The organism is Paenibacillus sp. P5_B5 (assembly GCF_056400365.1).
Map to the genome: position 1 here is coordinate 101,475 of NZ_JBFULK010000005.1, position 21,477 is coordinate 122,951.

A 21,477-nucleotide genomic window follows, 5' to 3' on the forward strand; every position below is an offset into this window, starting at 1 on the left:
TTATCGCGGTTCATCTGCTTTTGGTTTCTTCATGATTTTTATTCGCTATTAATCTTGTTCGATAAAAAAACCAAGAATCATTCAATAATCGAATTTGCTTGCGATTCTTTGATAAAAATGCTCGCATGAGCTGATTACACAGCCACTGCGGCATATGCGGAATCGATGGTGAATGTGGCATACAGCCATCCCCTCCAGCCGTTTATACTTGATAAGTTAATCTGAGTTATAAGAACGAATCTGTCATAACCCGATTACTCATAAGTATATGAGGCAAAAGCGGAATCGGTGCCAGTCTACTCGGATTCCTCTTCGTACCATTGTTCTAATTGAGCTTGAAGCGCACGAATTTCTGTGAGCAGGGAAATAAGTGGATAGGATTTCTCATTAACAGCTGCGAATGAACGCTCTAATTCATTCATATAATCCAAACCTTGAATAACCGCATAACCGCTAGTAGTTAGTTCTAAATCATCACATTCGGCAATAACAACTGGAAGTGTTGGAATGCTGTCAGCTGTAAGCTTTTCGATTTCTTTATGTAATCTGCGATTCAAAGCGGTTAGTTGATACATATGGGTTGCTGGCATTTGTACGAATTCCAACTGATCCTGTGATTTAAGTACTGCGTATCTCATTTTCGACATTTGTAGATACTCCTCTCTGATTAAACCAAGACATCCTTTTACGTTAAGCTACTACTTGACAGTATAGTAGTTAAAGAGGTACAAATTCAAGTGAGAAGTTGCTCATTATGTGTTTAACAGAGGGACGAATTAGTGGGATGGGGGATACTACAATGAACGATGATCAGCTGCAGCAATGGGTCGAACAAATATCGAATCACTCTTTTGGTAGACCATTTCTCCATCGTGCTACCTTTAATTCCCGTCTGCGTTCAACAGGTGGACGGTATTTTACCAAAAGCCATAATATCGAAATTTCCTCCCTACAGTTAGAGCTGCATGGTTTAGAGGAAACGGAGAAAATTATCAAGCACGAGTTATGCCACTACCACCTTCATTTATTAAAAAAAGGATACAATCACCGAGACGCTGATTTCAAGCAGCTTCTTAGTAAGGTTGGCGGCACTCGCTATTGTAAATCATTGCCTGATTCAATGGGGAGACGCCGATTACCTTACCGATATCGACTTGTTTGCGTCAAGTGCTCCATGGAATATATGAGAAAACGTAAGGTTGATGTTAGGAAATATTTGTGTGGCAAATGTCATGGGAAATTAAAGCTCATTGAACTTGACTCGAGTGGTCATTCATGATAAATTAGTAAATGTTATTCCCTGATAGCTCAGTTGGTAGAGCACTCGACTGTTAATCGAGTTGTCACAGGTTCGAGTCCTGTTCGGGGAGCTTGTCATGGAGAGATACCCAAGTGGCTATAAGGGGACCCTCTGCTAAGGGGTTAGACTGCGTAAGCGGTGCGAGGGTTCGAATCCCTCTCTCTCCGCCATAACTTAGCATAAGTAAAGTCGCAAAGCGGCGGCTTTTTTTGTTGTTAATACAGTGATTTTTAAAGAAATACCAATAATTACAAACAAAATTATGTCTTGTATTTTCTCCAAATATCCCGTATAATAACGCTTGTCTTCCAAAAAGGTTGAATAAAATTTAGGATTGCTCGGCCCGTTGGTCAAGTGGTTAAGACACCTCCCTTTCACGGAGGTAACAGGGGTTCGAGTCCCCTACGGGTCACCATTAACTTTTCTCACATCATGAGAGCCATTAGCTCAGTTGGTAGAGCACCTGACTTTTAATCAGGGTGTCGAAGGTTCGAGTCCTTCATGGCTCACCAGTATTATAATTGTATAACATGCGGTCGTGGTGGAACGGCAGACACGCTATCTTGAGGGGGTAGTGCCCATAGGGTGTGCGGGTTCAAATCCCGCCGACCGCATAACGATGAGAGTCCCTGCAGAGCAAGGGCTTTTTTCTTTTTCTGCTACTTTAAAAGTTGCCGGGCACGTTTAATTTACAAAATACTCTGTATTCTTCACCAAATGATGTACAGCTAGTATAAAAGTCGACACATAGACGGTTCGAATTTCAATCTTTCTCGAATTCGCAGATTTTTCTCTTTCTTTTTACAAAATGTAATTCAAACTACAGAATGGAAGCCACAGAAATAATATGATAGCCGTAAGAAAAGTCTTAATATTAAAATAATGAGAGGAAGTTGGAAAATGAGCATGAAGAAGAAGATAGTATCTGTTAGTGGTGTATTTATTGTAGGTGTACTTGTCGGTTCGGCCCTTATGTACAACAATTCGTTCTACCATAAGGTCAATGATGTGCTAGGCAGAGGTGCGACGCAGAATTCGATCGCAAGTGCCGGAAATGTGAACGGAATGATGTCGGTTAACGTAAACAGCATGGATCTTGAGACGGCATTGATGGCGGTTCAACAGCAACGCTCGGGGCAGATGGATCAGCAGCTGAAGAATCAAATTACTGCAGTACAGGCTAGGAACGATCAGATAGCCAAATTAAATGCTTATCTGAACAAGCAGAGAGAGGTAGCGGCACAGTTTCCGAGCAATGCCCAATCCACAGATAAGACAAATGGCAATCAGCAAGAAGCCATAAGAGAAGAAATGAAAAAAGTTGGGATAAGTGAAGAGCCCCCGAAAACTAAAGGCGAACTCGATGCGTTGATATCGAAAACAAAAGGTCAAATCGACAGTTTATCGAATACGCAACAGATGGATATGCTTCGTTTGCAGAGTTTGAGCAATAAACGAAATGAAGCGTTCGACGTTATGAGTAACTTCGTGAAGAAGATGCAGGATTCCAGAAGCAGCATTATCGGCAATATGAGATAAAGGAAGTTGAATAGATGTCCTCCGAAGATGTTTTTTCTTTTTTGCACGAGCATTCTCTGCTACGCGGTATACCGGATGATGAGCTGCGAATTGCGGCCAGTTCTATTCAATCCATCGATTTCATGGACGGACAAACTCTCCTTGTTGAAGGAGAAGTCGGCACGGATTGTTATTTTATTCGTACGGGTAACGTACAGGTTTCATCACGTAATTTGGTCGGGAAGTCGATGCTGCTGGCCGAGCTCGGTCCAGGGGCGTTAGTCGGAGAAATCGGACTACTGCACAACGAACGCAGGACAGCTCGCGTAACAGCTATTGGCGACGTATCGGCGCTGTGTTTGGATCGTCAGTTATTCGAGTTATTGGCCAAAAGTAGCCCGCTGTTTCATGAGAGCATGCTGCTAACCGTCCGTATTCGTATGATTCATCGGAAGCTTCGCAACGCTACGATATGGTCGGTCATACCTGACGCCGAGCTTCGCGGTCTCGCGGAAGTCACCACAGTCCGAAAAGTTGCGAAGGGTGAAATCGTCGTAGCGGAGGGAGCGCTTGCCGATCAATTTTACATGGTTAGCAAGGGTAAATTAGAAGCCTGTGGGAGGAGAAGGAAAAGGACGGTTCTGCTCGAAGGTGATTTCTTCGGGGAAGCGATGCTATTGACCGATACTCCTTCCGAGGTTGCAATTACGGCATCGGAGGATAGTGAATTATTGGTGATGGGGAAGAGCGAGTTTCTGTATGTACTAAGTTATTACGTCCCGATCCAGAAGCAGTTTATGGAGATTCTTCACATCCGGACTCCGCACCTAGTTTCCAAAGTTAAATATGAGTTTGGAGGAGATCTAGGGCCTGTCTATGAGGAACGCAGCTCCATTCTGCCGAAAGCCAGGGAACGCTGGATTGACGTACTTCTTTGGCTGGGCGGGGGCTTCATCGCACTGTCTCTGCTGGCTTTGTTCCTGAACAACAGCTGGCTGAACATCGTAGTTATGATTGTAGGAGGACTTGTGGGTCCGGTTACGTTCGTTTCATATATTCGAGACCACCAGTTATTAGGTTTTCGACAGACACGGTTAAGCATGATTTTTGTGGCTTCCGCGATATTCGCGGTTCCTGTAGCGTGGTTCCTAGAGCGAGCATGGCTATTCGATATCGGTGACAGCAGCTTGGATTACGCGCAGTTTAGATTGCCGTTATTAGTATCATTGATTGAAGAAAGCGTTAAACTTCTCGTATGTATCGTGCTCGTTCGGAGGAAGCAAATGCATTTTCTGATGGATGCGGTCGTGTTCGGAGCGGCAGCGGGTATGGGATTTGCTGCGATAGAAAGCATGATCTACGGTTGGTCGCATATGGAAGAGGTATCTTCAGTCGGCATGTTATCCGTTCTCTGGATCAGGGCCTTGTTGTCACCTTTCGGCCATGGAGCATGGACGGCGATCGCGGTAGCAGCAATCTGGATCGGTGTGGTGTCAACGAAGTCGAAAGCCTTTGGTAACGCGCGAGTCGTGTACAAAGTTGGAGGCGCAATTCTCCTGCTTCTCATCGTCATTGGTTTACATGCAATATGGGATTATCGCTTTGACAATGGCCTTGCAAAAATTGGGATGATGGTTGTGATCGGTTGCATCGATATCATCTTGTTATATATCCTGATTCGTATCGGTAGAAGAGAGGAGCTTCAAACCCTATCGACAATGAATCCCTATGTGCAAGAGCAGCTTCGGCACCTCGATCCGGATGATACGAAGGGTGGCGAGCTGCATTGCAGCAGTTGCGGTACCTTATCGCCGAGGAGTACCAGATATTGTGCTCGTTGCGGACACGCTTTAAGAGTCAAATAAATGGCTCCTTTATAAACATGAATAAAGCCTGAAGCTGTAAGCTGCTGCCGCTACTTTACCAAAGACAGCATATTTAGCATTCGTTGTGGCTGATGTTGATTGAAAATTGAATATCCTCTTCAATTCTAGAGACAGTGTCCTATTTCTTAGGTGCTGTTTCTTTATTGTCTCCTCTTATTTAGGTGGAAATATACCTGAGAGTGTGATATGATATAATTTGTGTCTTATTAATTAATCATATGCATTAATATGAATATTATTGGCATGTTTGGTAACAAACTTAAAATAACTCACATGAACTAAACGGTATTAAGGGATAAATAAAAAGTCCTTGTGTAACAGGGGCTTTTTTTAGTGTCAATGTATACTGTTCTTGATCGGAGCACAACTGAACAAGGAGGACTTGAATAGATGTCTAAGATGCTAGCTAAATTGTATTTGTTCTGTGAAGAGAATAAAGAATGCTCCAAAATACTAAGAATCACAAGATATTCAGATATCAAAGAGGTGACAGAACATTCTTGTGATACAATTGAGTTAGAAATGACACAATATGAAAGTCTAAACATTGACGTTAATCATGGAGAAAATGTTTTATCATTTATGCTCCAGGGCTGTATGACTGATTATGAAGAGAAAATTGCTAAAGTTCATCATCATAATCAATTATACTTAGAATTGGAATTCATTGATTAAATACCCAAAGCAGCCTAAGGTCAAGTAGCTCATTCACACACCAAAATAATGAATTACAGAAAAGGGGTTATGTAAAATGAGAGTAAACTTGAATTTTACGAATAAAGGACGAGTCGCAATTGGTAACTTTAATAATGATGAATTGATTGAGATTTTCACTCGATATATCAAAACCTTATCCAAGCATTATGCGATTGATGTCTTTGTTCCAGCTGAGGATAATCAGAATATTATAAGCGATGGGGTTATAACGCTAAGAGTTGAAAATGCACAATGTGATGTTGAGACCTTCTTTAAGGAACTTGGTAGAGATATTAAAGTACCTTTAAAGAAACGACTTGGCGATAAAGTAGATACCGTTTATAAAATTGTTATTGAAAAATAATTAACGAATGATATTGGACTTGTAATTATTAATTTTTGGATCAATACAATGTTACTTCACTCCTTAGTAGTTTTCTGGTTGGATCATTTGACCATGGAAACTACTCTAATGAAGGGTGAAGTTTTTATATTTGAATCATTCTGTGGATCATCGGACTTGAATTAATGTAAAATTCTTAAAATTCTAATAATTAATCTAATTTAGTAATATAGTGGTAAATAAAATGTGATTTCATAAATACGATGCGTATTTATGATTTTTTTGATTATATATAGTCTAAATAAAATCGAAATTCTGCCGATAAATTAAGAGTGGAAGTTTGACAAAATATGAGGAGCCGTACCAACTACCTTGGGTATTTGACACTACGTGCATTACGGGGGATATGTATGATTGTGATTAATTATTTTAGACGGAGTTTAATTCGTAAGTTGATTTTGATGTTATCTGTGACATTTATGATTCTAGCGATTGCTTTAATCACTATTTCTTATCAACGAGAAAAAGCGCTTTATTTCGACAATGTTGAGAATGTTTCGCTCACTTTACAGAATCAAATTAGTCTAGAGATGCCAACGATTAAAAAACTAGCTACATTGTCGAAAGAAAAAGGTATTCCAAATGAAGAAGACCTTGTTGACATCGAGAGGTATTTATCGGCTGCAACGAAGAGTGGTTTTGTAACGAACGCTATTCTTTTTGATGCTAATCCTGTCTCTGCCGGAGATAAAATCTCGCTAAAAATTCTAGCTGTAAGTGATTCCTTACGAAAATCTGGACTGGAGCATTTCACAGATTACGAATTACCAGAAATACTCCAAAAAGGTATGGAAAAGCTCCGAACTTCAGATCTAGCTATATCGGATGCTTATGAAAATGGGGTTACTGGTAAAATTGTATCTTCATACGTAACATTAAAAAATGATCAAGGTGATGTTGTAGCTATTCTAGGTACTGAAATCGATTACGAAATTGTAAACGATGAATTGAATGGAGCTCTGCTATTTACAATATTAACCGGAATTGGTATCGGTCTTGTGATGCTCATTGTCTCCTTAATCATTTTACGTAGGCAATTAAGACCACTTCATGAAATAACAGCTATGACTAAGTTAGCGGCACAGGGTGACATGACGATTCAGATGAAGGAGACTCGGATCGACGAATTCGGCATGTTAAAGCGTAATTTTAATGAAATGATCCAGCAGATTGGCACACTCATATCTGGCATTAAAGTAACTACAGCAAGAATTGAAGAATCAGCTGTAAGTTTACGTGAAGGTGCTGAGCAGACGGCTACTTCTGCAGGGGAAGTTACAGAGAGCACGCAAGAACTTGCAACCAAAGCTGAAAACCAGCTGCAAAGTATAGAAGAGACCAAACGTGCTATTGAAGAAATCGCAATTGGTGTGGGGCGAATAGCAGAATCCTCCAACGATGTGGCTGACACGGTATCATCCGTTTCTGCTCAAGCCGAAATGGGAAATCAGGTTATTGATGAGGCGACCAATCAGATGTCAGTAATTAAAGACAGGGTTCATGATTCGAATGAGCAGTTACAGCGATTACTAGCACAATCACAGGAAATTGCTCAAATTGTAACAGCAATAAGTGAGATTGCTAATCAAACGAATCTGCTTTCCTTGAATGCTTCGATTGAAGCAGCTAGAGCAGGAGAACATGGCCTCGGATTTAATGTAGTTGCGATGGAAATAAGGAAACTTGCCGAGCGGTCTGGTAGCTCTGCTGAGGATATAACAAGAATTATTAAATCCGTACAAAGCAATGTGGAACAAACAGCTGATGTAATCTATAAGAGTGAGCAAGAGGTTATACAAGGATCAAATATAATGGCCGACGTTAGTAGCACATTCCATGCGATTTCGAGTGCTATGGCGGATATTAATACACAGGTACAAGAGACTTCTGCCTCTACAGAACAATTATCAGCTAGTATTGAGGAAGTTAATGCCACAATGGATGAACTTGCGAACTTATCAGAAACATCCTCAGCAAGTGCACAGAATGTTGCTGCAGTTACAGAGGAACAGCTTGCCACAATGGATGAAATTACGAATCAGTCTCGCTTGTTAGATGAAACAACACAAGAAGTAAGCGCTCAGATCGCGAAGTTCAAAATTAAGTAGGATGATTCAGATGCTCTAAAATACGATAGTATTGGTTAATGAAAGGAGCCTTGTTTACAAGGCTTTCTTTGTTATTCTATCTTATTTTATAGTTGTGATTGTAGTTAATGAGTAAGATTTTTGATACAATAATAATCTAGCCACATGACTAGCGTAATAAATAGCTATTTACTAGGCAATTCAATGATTGACGAGGTGCAAATGGATGAATTTCAGACAAATATTACAGAGTCAGGGTTTTAGGCGTTTTGCTATTCTGGTTCTAATCTGTATTCTATTTTACAGTGTTAGAAGCATGGCAAACGTTATTCTATTAACGCTTCTGTTTACTTTTCTAATGGGTAGCTTGCACAAGACAGTTCTGAAAGTCACCGATCGATTTTTCTCCATACATCCCAAAGTTATTCTTCCAATTCTGTATGTACTCCTGATTACGATTATCGTTCTCGGTATTTATAAATTATTCCCATTAATCGGCAAAGAAATTATGCAGCTATATGAACTTATCATGAAAGCTTATAATCAGCCTCACGATAGTGATATAGGAAGATATTTCAAGGAGTTTCTAGGTAATTTCGACATCAAAAGCTACATCCAGCCAGGTATGGATCTTATTATGAGGGTGTCAAACCTTGGTGTAAATGTTCTTATTGCCCTAATCTTAAGTCTGTTCTTCTTAATGGAGAAATCGAATATTGCAAAGTTTAGCCGCAAGTTCTTAACAAGCAGGCTTAGCTGGTTGTTCGTTGAAATCGATTATTTCGGTCATAAGTTTGCACAAACCTTTGGTAAAGTTATTGAGGCGCAGTTATTAATTTCTTTGACGAATACGATTTTAACATCTTTGACACTATGGGCTCTAGGCTTCCCGCATTTATTAGGTCTTGCCCTGATCGTGTTCATATTAGGTCTAATTCCAGTCGCTGGTGTGTTCATCTCATTATTCCCACTAAGCTTTATTGGCTTCAGTATTGGCGGAGTAGAGTATGTTGTTATCATCCTGGTTTTCGTGGCAATCTTACATGCTTTTGAGGCGTATGTATTGAATCCTAAGCTGATGTCATCCAAAACTCACCTGCCAATCTTTTACACGTTCATCATATTGATTTTCTCAGAGCATATTTTTGGCATATGGGGATTAATTGTCGGTATACCGATCTTTGTATTTATTCTCGATATTATTGATGTTAAGACACTTGACGTGAAGACAGTAGAGCCCAAAGAAGCAGAAGTGAAATCAACGGAAAAGTTAAACTAAATTATAAGAGAAATAGATAATAATATTAGAGTTAACAAGCTTAAAGCCTCCTACTGTTCATTCAATTGACAGTGGGAGGTTCTTTTATTGTGAGTAGTTTGAGAAGCTTTTGAGTAAGCTGAGGAATATTTGATAAAAACTCGGCGATTTCGTCTTTATTCGCATTGTCTAGATGTACCCCAGCTGTAATCACGACTGGTTTCTGTATTTGTTTACATAAGGTTTCAGCAATTGGAATCGCAATTGCATCATCTTTATGTCCTAGAAAATTATGAACGGATGTTGTACAGCTGTATGTACCATCATTTTTGAGACTTAGTCGTGGTTCGCAAATGACTACGGTGCCAATATGTGGTTCTTCGCCTCCACCAATATAAATATTAACGCCTTTGTCCACACTTATGAGTACAGCTTTAAGTGCACTACAATCATTACCAACCGTAATTTCATTAATCTGCCACATGGTATGTTGCAACTAGATTCCCCCCCCATACATTTCTTCTTGTTCGTTATTACTATAACATATTCACCTTTATAATATTTCCAGACAGGCAGTTGGCTCACATGATAGTTAAATAAAGAGCAGGCTTGAGTTTAAACTCAAGCCTGCTTATTTGGCAATCAGATGTTACGTTGATTAACCGCTAATTTGTTTAGTAAAGGATTTATATTCAGATGCTTTAAGCAAGGACTGATCTTTACTCATAAACCACGTGTACAGAAGCATGGATACTAATAGTCCAATAATCCAAGCATTATCCCAGACGAAGGTTAATCCAGGAATATATTTGCACACGACGGTTACGGCTATTCCAAAGAGCAGCGCCCAGATGGCTTTCTGGTTAAATCCGCCGCTATAGCTATATCTTCCGTTAACCTGGTAGAGTTCAGTTAGTTGAATTTGGCGTTTACGAACGAGCCAGTAGTCTGCAATTGCAATACCTTCGATCGGACCTAGTAGAGCACCATAAGTTCCGAGCCAACCAAAGATATAGTTGCCGAAATTCTCAAGAATAGCCCATGGCTGCAATATAAGTGAGAATAAACCAGTAATAATAACGCCGATACCATACGTAAACTTCCTTGGCCAGAGATTCTCAACTGCGCGAGCAGGTGCAATGACATTAGCTGCTACGTTAGTTGTTACTGTTGCTAGAATAATTCCGAGTGTACCGAGGAAAATGACGAATGGTGAGAATTTAGCTAATAGAGCCGCTGGATCCCAGATGGCTTCACCGAATACGACAACAGTTGCGGAAGCAACAGCAACTCCGATGAAGGCAAATAAGCCCATTGTGGTAGGTAAGGCTGTAGATTGACCGATAATCTGAGATTTTTGACTTTTCGCATAGCGACAAAAATCGGGAATATTGAGTGCGAGCGTTGCCCAGAAGGCAATTGCACCCGTTAAAGAAGGAAAGAAGACCTTGAAGAATTCTCCTGAATTGGTGAGAGTAGAGGGAGCAGATAACATTGGACCCCATCCGCCAGCTGAAGTAAATGCCCATGCTAATAATGCAAGACTCATAATGATTAGAGTTGGAGCAGCCCAGTTCTCCATTCGACGAACGGCTTCCGGACCTCTGTAAGCGATTACGACGTTAAGCGCCCACATGAATACGAAGGATATTCCGAGGTGCCCAGATACATTAGCCCAGCCGCTCATAGCTACAAGAAGTGTATCAAGTGCAGCGCCTGCGAACCAGCAGTTAATTCCAAACCAACCAGCTGCAATGACACCACGTGCTAAAGCGGGTATATGCGCACCCCTTGAACCAAACCAGAGACGTGCAAATACAGGGTAGGGAATCCCATACTTCGTTCCAGCATGTGAATTCAGTAGAATTGGAACTAATACAATCAGATTTCCTAACGTAATCGTTCCAACCGCTTGCCACCAGTTCATGCCAAGTGAGATCAATCCTGCTGCAAGTGAATAAGCAGGAAGACATATACACATACCGATCCATAAGCTTGCAAAATTATACGCAGTCCATTGATGCTCGTTCTTTCTAGTTGGACGCAATCCCTCGTTGTACATGGAGCTGTCTTTGATGAGATTCTCACCTTCCGGTGTCAGAGTAACAATACCATTCTCTTCAACCTGTAATTGCATATGATTCCTCCTCTACATAGTAGATGCTTACGCATGGAGTGAACGCTCTCTGAAATGAGTTTACTCTACTACCCATTAATTTGACAAGATGGAATTATTTTCATTTTATTCTAAAAGTATATTAGGTGATAGAATCCTGATTGGATGCAGATGAAAGCGTTTAACATAGTGTAACTAATCACTTGAGCATTATAAAACAATTTGTATAATGCAATGGGGAAAGCACATTCATATAATGGATTTTAATACAAGTAGAATTAGGCTCTGAACTGATGTGGAGGGGGTAATGAACTTTGAACACAGTGGAGAACAAAGCACTTAAGGAACAATTATTGGAGAAGGATCGCAAATATGTATGGCATCACATGTCGCCACATAATGATAACCCTATGATATTCGTGTCAGGTGAGGGTAGTTGGATTACGGATGCGGACGGTAATCGGTATTTGGACGGGATGTCCGGACTATGGTGTGTTAATGTCGGACATGGACGAACAGAAATTGCTGAGAGAGCATACGAGCAGATGAAGACACTCGCTTATTCGCCTATGTCACAATCTCACGAACCTGGCATTAGACTTGCCGAGAAAATCAGTGAATGGCTGGATGGCGATTACCGTATTTTCTTCTCAAACTCAGGTTCAGATGCAAATGAAGTCGCTTTTAAAATCATCAGACAGTATTTTCACCAGAAGGGTGAGTCAACTCGCTATAAATTTATTTCCAGATATCGTGCTTATCATGGTAACTCCATGGGGGCTCTTGGGGCCACCGGGCAAGGAAGTAGGAAGGTGAAATACGAGCCGCTTGGAACTGGCTTTGTGCATGTACCTCCACCTTATTGCTATCGTTGTCCGTTCGGTCAAACTTATGGAAGCTGTAAGCTAGAATGTGCCAAGGTGTATGAGGATGTTATTAATGCTGAAGGAGCAGAGACGGTTGCGGGAGTCATTCTTGAACCAACCATTACTGGTGGGGGAGTGATTGTACCGCCAGAGGAATATCTCTCAGAAGTGCGTGCTATATGCGATAAGTATGGCGTGATGCTGATTGTCGATGAAGTGATATGTGGGCTTGGTCGATCTGGCAAACGATTTGGGCATCAGAATTATGATGTGAAGCCAGACTTCGTTACGATGGCCAAAGGTTTAACGAGCGCATACTCACCACTATCTGCGACAGCTGTTCGAGCGGATATCTACGAAAGCTTTAGGGAGAAAGAAGCGACTTCTCATTTTAGGCATGTGAATACATTTGGTGGAAACCAGGTGTCCTGCGCAGTAGGACTTGAGAATATGAATATTCTAGAGCGAGAGAATTTGGTTCAGCGCTCAGCAGACCTAGGAGAAGAATTACGCAAACGAATTTCTGTACTCGCTGATCATCCGAATGTCGGAGATATTCGTTATTTTGGTTTCATGTGTGGGATCGAGATGGTGGAGGACAAGGAGAGCAAAATACCTGCATCGCCAGATAAAGTACTCCAAATTATTCAAAGCTGCAAAAAGCAGGGACTGATTATTGGCAAGAATGGGGATACAGTACCTGGATATGCGAATATAATAACACTTGCCCCGCCGTTTGTTACGACCGAAGAGGAGTTAGATTTTATTGCGGAGGTGCTTCAAGAAGCATTTGCTCAGCTGTAATTCAAGTGTTCATACCGGTAACCTATAGGGGTTATCGGTATTTTTATATAACATTTTCTATAATTACCTTTATTTTACGTTATGTAAAAATACTTCCTATTCTAATAAAACGTTGTGTATAATGGAATTGGTATATTTTAGATATATAATAGATCACAATTAGGCAAATTTTATTTAAACACTTACGAATTTCCTCTAAGGTTCATAGGAGACTGTTAGGAAAGGAGTTGCTCAAGATGTCATCGATTCAAGCTTTAACCATTAATAGTAACCGCTTACAAGACAGGATCGCAGCACTCTCACAGATCGGACGTATCGGAGAAACGGGCGTATGCCGTCTTGCACTCTCCAAAGAAGATTATGAGGGTGTCCAGCTAGTGAAATCATGGATGGAAGCTATTGGGATGCATGCAAGAGTAGACGATTTTGGTAATTTGATTGGCAGGATCGAAGGTATAGACCCGCAAGCTCCTATTTTGATGCTTGGTTCGCACATTGATTCTCAGCCTTATGGCGGTAGGTTCGATGGAGCGATCGGTGTACTTGGTGCAATAGAAGTCGTTCAAACGCTATTGGAACAGAAATTTACGCCAGCTATGCCGATTGAAGTCGTTGCTTTCTGCGATGAGGAAGGGTGCAGATTTAACAAAGGGCTGTTCGGTTCAAGAGGTATTATGGGCAAGCTTGAGGAAGGCGAACTAGAGCGGGTTGATAAGAATGGAACATCTCGCAAACAAGCATTACTCGAATTTGGTTGTGATCCAGAGAGATTCGAACATTCAACCTATCCTGAAGGCAGTGTGGGGACTTTTCTTGAACTACATATTGAACAAGGTCCTGTGCTTGAAGCCCAAGATTGTCCAATTGGTATTGTTACCGGAATTTCTGGACCCCTGTGGTTGACAGTAGAAATGTTAGGTGTTGCTGGACATACGGGTTCTGTTCCGATGCATATGCGCCAGGATGCCCTGCTCGGAGCTGCCAAGATCATTGTTGCACTTAATGAGCTGGCTAGAAGTGAGCCTGGAGCACCAACTGTGGGAACGGTGGGTTCACTATCGGTGTTTCCTGATTCACGCAATATTATCCCAGAACGAGTAACGTTTACAGTTGATTTACGCGATATTGATTTAGACCGTCGTCGTCGTCTGGAGGAGAGGTTCATGACCATTCTATCAGATGTTGCCACAGAACATGGTCTTACGTATACCGTGCGTGAAGATACGAACAGCGAACCTCGTTATTGTGCAGATTGGATCAAAGACACCATGAGAGAGCAAGCAACAAATCTCGGTGTATCTGCGCCAGAGCTTATGAGTGGGCCTTTTCATGATTCGTTAGTCATGTCTTATGCATGTGACTACGGAATGATTTTTGTTAGAAGTAAGGCTGGTATTAGTCACAATCCCCTAGAATACTCCTCTCCCGAAGATATTTCATTAGGTACTGAGCTTCTGTATCGAACTGTTAAGCAAATCACGAACTGATAAACAAATTGCAATCATACACAATGGATAGGTTTTACTCTTATTTATTTTAAATGATAAAGGAGTGAGTCTATGAGTAAGGTGATAATTGGTTTAATTCAAGCCTCCAATGATGTGCATGGTGATGAGTCTGTAGATGTCCACAAACGTGCAGCAATCGATAAACATATTCGCATGGTACGTGAAGCAGCGGGTAAAGGAGCACAAATTATCTGCTTACAGGAAATATTCTATGGCCCCTATTTTTGTTCTGAACAGAAAACCAAGTGGTATGAAGCAGCAGAGGAAATTCCGAATGGACCAACGACCAAGCTGTTTCAAGATCTTGCACAAGAGCTAGGTGTTGTTATTATACTTCCCATTTATGAAAAAGAAGGAATCGCTTCGTATTATAACACCGCTGCTGTTATTGATGCTGATGGACGTTATCTTGGTAAATATCGCAAGCATCATATCCCGCAGGTAGCAGCTGGCAGTGGAGGAACTGGCTTCTGGGAGAAGTATTATTTCAAACCGGGGAATTTCGGATATCCCGTATTTGATACAGCATTTGCCAAAGTTGGTGTCTATATTTGCTATGACAGGCATTTTCCAGAGGGTGCTAGATTATTAGGGCTTAATGGAGCGGAGATCGTATTCAATCCTTCAGCTACTGTAGCTGGAACGTCAGAATATTTATGGAAGCTGGAGCAGCCTGCGCACGCAGTGGCTAATGGATACTATGTTGCAGCCATTAATCGTGTAGGAATTGAGGCTCCTTGGAATATGGGTGAATTCTACGGTCAATCCTACTTGGTTGACCCACGTGGATCGTTTGTAGCGATTGGGAGCCGTGATCAGGATGAGGTCATTATTGGTGAGATGGACAAGGATGTCATTCGTGAGGTTCGTAATGTATGGCAGTTCTATCGAGACCGCAGACCAGAAACATATGATCAAATCATGAGTTTATAGAAGAAGATTTGCGACAACTCTAAGTAGAAAGGTGATGCCTAAGATGAGTAGCACTTTTATTCCCATTGAAGAGATGAAGCGTAATTTTTCGGAAATCAAGCTTGGAATGCGACCTAAGGAAGCACAGGAAGAATCGAATCGCTGTTTGTATTGTTATGATGCCCCATGTATTACCGCATGCCCAACAGGTATTAACATCCCATCATTTATTAAGAGTATTGCTATTGATAATGTTAGGGGTGCAGCAAGAACGATTATGGACGCGAATCCAGTAGGAGCAAGCTGCTCTCGTGTATGTCCAACCGTTGAATTATGTGAAGGCGCCTGCGTGTTGAATCATTCCTCGAAGCCAATCATGATAGGGGATTTACAGCGATATGCAACAGACTGGGCCATTCATAATGAACAGCAACTATTTAAAGCAGGTGTTAGTAATGGCAGGAGAGTGGCTGTTATTGGCGGTGGTCCTGCGGGTCTGTCAGCAGCGCGTGAACTTGCACGGTTCGGATTTGCCGTTACCATATATGAGGCGAAACCACTTGCAGGTGGGTTAAACACGTTTGGTATTGTTTCATTCCGGCTTCCACAGGAGATCTCCTTATGGGAAGTCGAACAGGTGCGTGGGCTTGGAGTGGATATTCAAACAGGTGTGAAGATTGGTGAAGATATTTCTGTTCAAGAGCTTATGCAGGATTATGATGCTGTTGTGATCGCAGTAGGCATGTCACGTGTTCCTATGTTAGGCATCGAAGGCGAAGAGTTACAGGATGTATATGATGCAATAGAGCTGGTTGAATCGACGAAGGACGGAACACCTGCACATCTTGCTGGAGCAAGAGTCGCAGTCATTGGTGCTGGCAATACAGCGGTGGATGCTGCAACCTGCTCCATCAGACTTGGTGCTGCGCAAGTGAAAATGCTATACCGCCGAACTAGAGAAGAAATGACAGCTTATGATTTTGAATATGAATTTGCTAAACAAGATGGAGTGGAATTCCGCTGGCTGACAGCACCCAAACGAATTATTGGCAATTCGGAGGGCAGGGTAATCGGTCTTGAATGTATTCGAATGAGACTTGAGGAAGCGAAGGATGGGGGACGTCCAAAACCAGTTGCCATCGAAGGCTCAGAATTTATGATGGAAGTCGATGCAGTTGTTAAAGCGATTGGGCAGACCCGTCATTTACCTTTAATTGAATCTCTACAGATTGAGCATAGACATGGTGTAGTCAAGGTAAACACGGAAACTTTACAAACCTCGAATTCTCGCATTTATGCTGCCGGTGATGTTATTTTCGGTGATGGTCAAGGAGAAGCAATGGTTGTATCGGCTGCCCAGCAAGGCAAGTTAGCTGCGTATGCCATCTATCAACAGCTAGTCCAGCAACAAAGCGAAACAGCCTAATATTCTTGATTAGTTCTTACGAACATTTATGAACAAGGGGGAACCTGTATGGCTGATTTAAGTATTAATTTAGCTGGTATTTCTGCGCCCAATCCGTTCTGGCTTGCTTCCGCACCGCCGACTAATACGGGCTATCAAGTACAACGCGCCTTCGAAGCTGGATGGGGTGGTGCTGTATGGAAGACACTGGGCGATCCGATCATTAATACCTCTTCACGGTTTGCAGCAGTTCATTTTAATGGACAGCGAGTTGCGGGATTTAACAATATTGAGCTTATTACGGATCGACCACTTGAGGTCAATCTGAAAGAAATATATGAAACGAAGAAACGATTCCCGAATCATGCACTAGTTATTTCGTTAATGGTAGAACCGAAGCGGGAGAAGTGGCATGAAATTGTTAAGCGAGTAGAAGCAGTTGGCGTAGATGGTCTGGAGCTTAATTTTGGATGTCCACATGGTATGGCAGAGCGAGGAATGGGTGCTGCTTCTGGGCAACAACCAGATTTGGTAGAGTGTCAGACAATGTGGGCTAAAGAAGCAGCGACAACACCTGTAATTGTTAAATTAACACCGAACATTACGGATATTACAGCTACAGCAAGAGCAGCCGTTAGAGGTGGAGCGGATGCAATATCGCTTATTAATACGATCAATTCACTTGCTGGAGTCGATATTGACACATGGAATACCATTCCGCATGTAGGTGGTAAAGGAGCTCACGGTGGTTATTGCGGTCCTGCCGTTAAACCGATTGCACTTAACATGTTGTCTGAATGTGCAAGAGATCCGCTTGTTGGCATACCGATTTCGGGAATTGGTGGTATTTCGAATTGGAAAGATACGGTTGAATTTATGTTAATGGGTGCGACGGGCGTTCAAATCTGTACAGCAGCTATGCATCACGGCTTTCGTATTGTCGATGAATTGATCTCAGGCCTAAACGATTACTTGGATGCCAAAGGGATTGCGAGTGTCACAGAACTCATTGGCAAATCGGTAGAGCGTTATAGTAACTGGGGGGATCTGGATCTGAATTATAAAGTAGTAGCTCGGATTAATACTGAAACATGTATTAATTGTAATAAGTGCCATATTGCTTGCGAGGATACATCACATCAATGTATTGAACGGCATACAGACGCAGATGGAAAGGCTTATTTGCAGGTGAGAGAAGAGGATTGTGTTGGATGTAATCTATGTTCAATCGTCTGCCCAGTCGATGGCGTTATAGACATGGTTGAGCTTCCTCAAACGCTCGCTCCAATGTCTTGGAATCAGAGGCAGCAGGCATTATCCGCAGTTGGGATGAGTTCTATCTCTATTAATAAGGAGGCGATTTCATGACAGCTAAGCTGATTCGCGGAGGAATAGTGGTAACAGCAACGGATACGTACCAGGCAGATCTATTAATACGTGATGGGATCATTGAATCCATTGGTTTGCAGCTTGAGGCCGAAGGTGCTGAAGTGGTAGATGCTTCAGGATGTTATGTATTCCCTGGTGGTGTTGATCCACATACACATCTGGATATGCCATTTGGTGGTACGGTAACATGTGATGATTTCGAGAGTGGAACAATTGCCGCAGCCTACGGAGGAACGACAACAATTGTTGATTTTTGCCTGACGAATAAAGGAGAAACCTTGCAGAGCGCGCTTAACACTTGGCATGAGAAGGCGGAAGGCAAAGCAGTTATTGATTATGGGTTCCATCTTATGATCTCTGAAATAAATGATGAGGTTCTTGCAGAGCTTCCGGCAGTGATTGATAACGAAGGTGTGACTTCTTTTAAGGTGTTTATGGCCTATAAGAATGTACTTCAAGCCGATGATGGAACATTGTATCGTACATTGCTCTCAGCCAAGGAGCTTGGTGCACTCGTCATGGTACATGCAGAGAATGGGGATGTAATTGATTACTTGGTGAAGGAAGCACTTAACCAAGGTCATACAGATCCAATCTATCATGCGCTGACTCGCCCACCTGAGCTTGAAGGAGAGGCAACTGGTAGAGCCGTTCGGTTAACTGCATTAGCAGATTCTCGGTTATATGTTGTCCATGTCACTTGTGCAGATGCAGTGAAGCAAATTGCTGAAGCACGTAATCAAGGGCTTGAGATTTGGGGAGAAACTTGTCCTCAATATCTAGTGCTAGATCAATCTTACTTAGAACTTCCTGATTTCGAGGGAGCTAAATACGTATGGTCACCACCTCTTCGTGAAGCTTGGAATCAAGAGGTATTGTGGAATGCACTAAAGAATGGGCAGCTACAGACGATTGGTTCAGACCAGTGTTCGTTTAATTTTAAAGGACAGAAGGATCTTGGGTACGGTGATTTTAGTAAAATTCCGAACGGGGGACCTGTGATCGAAGATCGATTCAGTCTCTTGTATTCAGAAGGTGTGGTCAAGAACAGGATTTCAATTAACCAATTCGTTGATATCATCTCAACACGCAGTGCGAAGTTATTTGGTCTGTTCCCACAAAAAGGAACAATCGCAGTAGGCAGTGATGCGGATGTCGTTATATTTGATCCGGCCGTGGAGCGGGTGATCTCAGCTGAAACACATCATATGAAGGTTGATTACAATGCTTTTGAAGGAATTAAGGTGACAGGAGAGCCACAATCTGTTCTCTCTCGTGGGGAATTTATTATTCGGAACAAGCAATTTGTTGGCACAATCGGATCTGGGCGTTATATCAAACGTCACAAATATCAAGCAACGGGCCTTGGGAATGTTGTGAAGGAAACTATTCGTTCTTAAGTTATAGCGACTTCATATCCCATTAGTCAGATATGAAGTCGCCTTATGAGGGAGGTATATATCCGATGTCTTTCTATCAGGAAGTGCTTGAAGAGATGCTTAAAATCGACCATTATATGCAGCAAGGTTATGTCATAAGTAATGTGAAGGAAGACTTAAGCGGGGCATGGCTAGAGCTTACGCCTCCTGATTCTTCAACTGATCAAGTTATCTTGCATATTCTAACGGCTGATGCAAGGATTCATCTTGGTAATCTGTTATTGAATAGAGTCCTTGGATAGAGTACTTGAATAGAGTGCTTGGAGTTTAGGTCAAGGGACCATGCAAGTATTCATAGGCATGAAGAGCTAACTCAATGGCGAGCCTCTTCTCGGGAAGAATGAAATCTTCCCCAAGCAGCGAAGCGATTTTATCCAAACGGTGATAGAGCGTCTGTCTGACAATGAATAGTTCCTTGGCTGTTTCCTGCTTGGAGCAGGACATGAGCAAATACACTTTAAGTGTGCGGATGAGCTGGCTATTTTTCTCAAGATCATACTGAACGACGGGGCCAATGTATTCTTCGATAAAAGAAGGGAGTTGGCCTGTTTTTTTAAGACTAGATATGATTCGGTAAATATGCAGCTCGCTGTAAAATGGTTTTTTGAGTGGACCGATATCCTTCTGAATCAGAATGGTTTCCTGAGCCGATTCGTAGCTCTTCTGAATTTGAGCGATATCAGAGACCTCTCTACCAACACCAATGCGATGAGAGAATAGGCGCAGTTTCTGATGCTCTTCACTTTTCTGTAAACGTTGCATGGTGCTCATAATGGTATCCATCGTTGAAGCGCGGTTCATTTGATCGAGCAGAATATAGACGATTTGTTTGTTGAATAGCGTAGACAGCAGATAATAACCTTGCTTCTCAAATAGAGAGCGAGCAATCATCGTTTTCTGAATATAGGCGGATTCGAACTCCTGAGTTTCAAAGTGAATTTGCTCTGGTTCGAATAGGCAAACTATCCCTTTATTCAGCTTGAGGGAGCTTTTGATTGAGTGTATGTAATCACGGACTTCTTTGGATGTATGCTGTCCACTCAGCCAATCAATAATCCATAAGTCTTCTTTAAAACGTCGTTTTTCTTCCATATAACTAGTTCGCATGATTTCTTGTGCTACAGCTGTCGAGCAGCGATCGAGTGCTAACACATCGAACTCAGTAAGTTCTTTGTCAGAATAAATAATTAAGTCGGCAAATAGATGATCGAGCGCAAGAATTGGTCTGTGAGCCATTCTTCTCTTGACTTCGGAAGTGGATGAGAGTTTATTCGCCATCCAGTTGTTGTATAAAGCTTCTGCTTTACTTTTATTTAGAGAAGGAATGAATTGCGCTTCTGTTTCCAGTGGAAATAAGGCGACTTGCGTGTGTGTTGCCTCTTGAAGTAGTTCGAGTAAGGAGGTTAATCCATTACCGGATAATAGGAGCTGATTGAACCTAGAGGAGAGACTTTCTAAATCAGATACCATCTGATGGTGGCGATTGATGAATATGGTATGTAAATCCTGAGTGATATCGATATAACGGACTTCTTTATGAAATAAAATGAGTGGAAAATTCTCTCGAAGTGCAAGTTCCTTCATCTGTTCTAATGGTTGCTTCATATAGGTTAACTCGATGCACAGTCCTGAAGCCCCACAATCTATAAGCTGCTCGAGAAAGGTAATGCTGAGTGTCTCATCTTTATTCCAGCCAATACCTGTTGATAGAATTAATTCTTTACCATTAAGTAGATGGCCAACTTGTGTTACTTCCATGATATGAACCCAGCGTACGACTCGTTTGAGAGCAGTTTCACTTGCTAAGACTTCGGCATCACGAAAGAGTGGTCGTTTGAGGATGTCTTTAATCGTTAATTGAAGGAGTGTTCGCGCCATAAGGTTCAGTCC

Annotated in this window: 19 protein-coding genes and 5 tRNA genes; 19 read left to right on the forward strand and 5 right to left on the reverse strand. The window is 41.8% G+C overall.

The window, feature by feature from the left end:
• Positions 1-10: 10 nt before the first annotated feature.
• Positions 11-154, reverse strand: a complete 144-nt coding sequence (cmpA, locus tag AC1DOK_RS08265; protein ID WP_477554114.1) for a cortex morphogenetic protein CmpA — start codon at positions 152-154, stop codon at positions 11-13.
• Positions 155-296: 142 nt separating this feature from the next.
• Entirely contained in the window at positions 297-647 is a 351-nt protein-coding gene (locus AC1DOK_RS08270) for a hydrolase/acyltransferase (RefSeq protein WP_477553785.1), read from the reverse strand.
• Between the two features lie 152 nt (positions 648-799).
• Here AC1DOK_RS08270 and AC1DOK_RS08275 point away from each other — a divergent pair, with 152 nt between their 5' ends.
• The 12 genes from AC1DOK_RS08275 to AC1DOK_RS08330 all read left to right on the forward strand — a co-directional run bounded on the left by AC1DOK_RS08275 (position 800) and on the right by AC1DOK_RS08330 (position 9,169).
• Positions 800-1,279, forward strand: a complete 480-nt coding sequence (locus tag AC1DOK_RS08275; RefSeq protein WP_477553786.1) for a SprT family protein — start codon at positions 800-802, stop codon at positions 1,277-1,279.
• Between the two features lie 18 nt (positions 1,280-1,297).
• Positions 1,298-1,370: transfer RNA gene (locus tag AC1DOK_RS08280), tRNA-Asn, on the forward strand.
• Between the two features lie 8 nt (positions 1,371-1,378).
• Positions 1,379-1,470: transfer RNA gene (locus AC1DOK_RS08285), tRNA-Ser, on the forward strand.
• A 170-nt stretch (positions 1,471-1,640) separates the two neighbouring features.
• A tRNA-Glu gene (locus AC1DOK_RS08290) sits at positions 1,641-1,715 on the forward strand.
• A gap of 21 nt (positions 1,716-1,736) precedes the next feature.
• Positions 1,737-1,812, forward strand: a tRNA-Lys gene (locus tag AC1DOK_RS08295).
• A gap of 20 nt (positions 1,813-1,832) precedes the next feature.
• Positions 1,833-1,914: transfer RNA gene (locus AC1DOK_RS08300), tRNA-Leu, on the forward strand.
• Positions 1,915-2,206: 292 nt separating this feature from the next.
• Positions 2,207-2,839, forward strand: coding sequence for a hypothetical protein (locus AC1DOK_RS08305; RefSeq protein ID WP_477553787.1), 633 nt, complete (start codon positions 2,207-2,209; stop codon positions 2,837-2,839).
• 14 nt (positions 2,840-2,853) lie between these two features.
• The gene (locus AC1DOK_RS08310; protein ID WP_477553788.1) at positions 2,854-4,683 is read left to right on the forward strand and encodes a cyclic nucleotide-binding domain-containing protein; all 1,830 of its coding nucleotides are present in this window, start codon (positions 2,854-2,856) and stop codon (positions 4,681-4,683) included.
• 411 nt (positions 4,684-5,094) lie between these two features.
• Positions 5,095-5,379, forward strand: coding sequence for a hypothetical protein (locus AC1DOK_RS08315; protein WP_477553789.1), 285 nt, complete (start codon positions 5,095-5,097; stop codon positions 5,377-5,379).
• A 76-nt stretch (positions 5,380-5,455) separates the two neighbouring features.
• Positions 5,456-5,764, forward strand: coding sequence for a hypothetical protein (locus AC1DOK_RS08320; RefSeq protein ID WP_477553790.1), 309 nt, complete (start codon positions 5,456-5,458; stop codon positions 5,762-5,764).
• A gap of 389 nt (positions 5,765-6,153) precedes the next feature.
• Entirely contained in the window at positions 6,154-7,911 is a 1,758-nt protein-coding gene (locus AC1DOK_RS08325; protein WP_477553791.1) for a methyl-accepting chemotaxis protein, read from the forward strand.
• A 205-nt stretch (positions 7,912-8,116) separates the two neighbouring features.
• Positions 8,117-9,169, forward strand: a complete 1,053-nt coding sequence (locus AC1DOK_RS08330) for an AI-2E family transporter (RefSeq protein WP_477553792.1) — start codon at positions 8,117-8,119, stop codon at positions 9,167-9,169.
• A gap of 61 nt (positions 9,170-9,230) precedes the next feature.
• Here AC1DOK_RS08330 and lpdD read toward each other — a convergent pair whose 3' ends face one another.
• A complete protein-coding gene (gene lpdD, locus AC1DOK_RS08335; RefSeq protein WP_477553793.1) occupies positions 9,231-9,644 on the reverse strand; it encodes a prenylated flavin chaperone LpdD in 414 nt (137 codons plus the stop codon).
• A 162-nt stretch (positions 9,645-9,806) separates the two neighbouring features.
• A complete protein-coding gene (locus AC1DOK_RS08340; RefSeq protein ID WP_477553794.1) occupies positions 9,807-11,285 on the reverse strand; it encodes an NCS1 family nucleobase:cation symporter-1 in 1,479 nt (492 codons plus the stop codon).
• A gap of 293 nt (positions 11,286-11,578) precedes the next feature.
• On the opposite strand from AC1DOK_RS08340, the gene AC1DOK_RS08345 reads away from it, so the two are divergent.
• The 7 genes from AC1DOK_RS08345 (at position 11,579) to AC1DOK_RS08375 (ending at position 19,829) form a co-directional block, all read left to right on the forward strand.
• The gene (locus tag AC1DOK_RS08345; protein ID WP_477553795.1) at positions 11,579-12,934 is read left to right on the forward strand and encodes an aminotransferase; all 1,356 of its coding nucleotides are present in this window, start codon (positions 11,579-11,581) and stop codon (positions 12,932-12,934) included.
• Between the two features lie 236 nt (positions 12,935-13,170).
• Positions 13,171-14,421 (forward strand): M20 family metallo-hydrolase, encoded by a 1,251-nt coding sequence (locus AC1DOK_RS08350; RefSeq protein ID WP_477553796.1) that lies wholly within the window; start codon positions 13,171-13,173, stop codon positions 14,419-14,421.
• Positions 14,422-14,493: 72 nt separating this feature from the next.
• Entirely contained in the window at positions 14,494-15,375 is an 882-nt protein-coding gene (locus tag AC1DOK_RS08355) for a nitrilase-related carbon-nitrogen hydrolase (protein ID WP_477553797.1), read from the forward strand.
• Positions 15,376-15,418: 43 nt separating this feature from the next.
• Positions 15,419-16,780 carry an NAD(P)-dependent oxidoreductase gene (locus AC1DOK_RS08360; RefSeq protein ID WP_477553798.1) on the forward strand — a complete coding sequence of 454 codons (1,362 nt, stop codon included), beginning with the start codon at positions 15,419-15,421 and terminating at the stop codon, positions 16,778-16,780.
• A gap of 48 nt (positions 16,781-16,828) precedes the next feature.
• Positions 16,829-18,127: an NAD-dependent dihydropyrimidine dehydrogenase subunit PreA gene (preA, locus tag AC1DOK_RS08365; protein WP_477553799.1), complete on the forward strand. Its 1,299-nt coding sequence runs from the start codon at positions 16,829-16,831 to the stop codon at positions 18,125-18,127.
• Positions 18,124-19,548: a dihydropyrimidinase gene (hydA, locus tag AC1DOK_RS08370; protein WP_477553800.1), complete on the forward strand. Its 1,425-nt coding sequence runs from the start codon at positions 18,124-18,126 to the stop codon at positions 19,546-19,548. The genes preA and hydA overlap by 4 nt, the downstream gene beginning before the upstream one ends.
• Positions 19,549-19,613: 65 nt before the next feature.
• Positions 19,614-19,829 (forward strand): hypothetical protein, encoded by a 216-nt coding sequence (locus AC1DOK_RS08375; protein ID WP_477553801.1) that lies wholly within the window; start codon positions 19,614-19,616, stop codon positions 19,827-19,829.
• 25 nt (positions 19,830-19,854) lie between these two features.
• Here AC1DOK_RS08375 and AC1DOK_RS08380 read toward each other — a convergent pair whose 3' ends face one another.
• Positions 19,855-21,465, reverse strand: coding sequence for a PucR family transcriptional regulator (locus tag AC1DOK_RS08380; RefSeq protein ID WP_477553802.1), 1,611 nt, complete (start codon positions 21,463-21,465; stop codon positions 19,855-19,857).
• Positions 21,466-21,477: the final 12 nt, after the last annotated feature.

Excerpts from the sequence above, each read along its gene's own strand:
- cmpA (WP_477554114.1), bottom strand. The coding sequence starts at position 154 with ATGCCGCAGTGGCTGTGTAATCAGCTCATGCGAGCATTTTTATCAAAG.
- AC1DOK_RS08270 (WP_477553785.1), bottom strand. The coding sequence starts at position 647 with ATGTCGAAAATGAGATACGCAGTACTTAAATCACAGGATCAGTTGGAA.
- AC1DOK_RS08275 (WP_477553786.1), top strand. The coding sequence starts at position 800 with ATGAACGATGATCAGCTGCAGCAATGGGTCGAACAAATATCGAATCAC.
- AC1DOK_RS08305 (WP_477553787.1), top strand. The coding sequence starts at position 2,207 with ATGAAGAAGAAGATAGTATCTGTTAGTGGTGTATTTATTGTAGGTGTA.
- AC1DOK_RS08310 (WP_477553788.1), top strand. The coding sequence starts at position 2,854 with ATGTCCTCCGAAGATGTTTTTTCTTTTTTGCACGAGCATTCTCTGCTA.
- AC1DOK_RS08315 (WP_477553789.1), top strand. The coding sequence starts at position 5,095 with ATGTCTAAGATGCTAGCTAAATTGTATTTGTTCTGTGAAGAGAATAAA.
- AC1DOK_RS08320 (WP_477553790.1), top strand. The coding sequence starts at position 5,456 with ATGAGAGTAAACTTGAATTTTACGAATAAAGGACGAGTCGCAATTGGT.
- AC1DOK_RS08325 (WP_477553791.1), top strand. The coding sequence starts at position 6,154 with ATGATTGTGATTAATTATTTTAGACGGAGTTTAATTCGTAAGTTGATT.
- AC1DOK_RS08330 (WP_477553792.1), top strand. The coding sequence starts at position 8,117 with ATGAATTTCAGACAAATATTACAGAGTCAGGGTTTTAGGCGTTTTGCT.
- AC1DOK_RS08340 (WP_477553794.1), bottom strand. The coding sequence starts at position 11,285 with ATGCAATTACAGGTTGAAGAGAATGGTATTGTTACTCTGACACCGGAA.
- AC1DOK_RS08350 (WP_477553796.1), top strand. The coding sequence starts at position 13,171 with ATGTCATCGATTCAAGCTTTAACCATTAATAGTAACCGCTTACAAGAC.
- AC1DOK_RS08355 (WP_477553797.1), top strand. The coding sequence starts at position 14,494 with ATGAGTAAGGTGATAATTGGTTTAATTCAAGCCTCCAATGATGTGCAT.
- AC1DOK_RS08360 (WP_477553798.1), top strand. The coding sequence starts at position 15,419 with ATGAGTAGCACTTTTATTCCCATTGAAGAGATGAAGCGTAATTTTTCG.
- preA (WP_477553799.1), top strand. The coding sequence starts at position 16,829 with ATGGCTGATTTAAGTATTAATTTAGCTGGTATTTCTGCGCCCAATCCG.
- hydA (WP_477553800.1), top strand. The coding sequence starts at position 18,124 with ATGACAGCTAAGCTGATTCGCGGAGGAATAGTGGTAACAGCAACGGAT.
- AC1DOK_RS08375 (WP_477553801.1), top strand. The coding sequence starts at position 19,614 with ATGTCTTTCTATCAGGAAGTGCTTGAAGAGATGCTTAAAATCGACCAT.
- AC1DOK_RS08380 (WP_477553802.1), bottom strand. The coding sequence starts at position 21,465 with ATGGCGCGAACACTCCTTCAATTAACGATTAAAGACATCCTCAAACGA.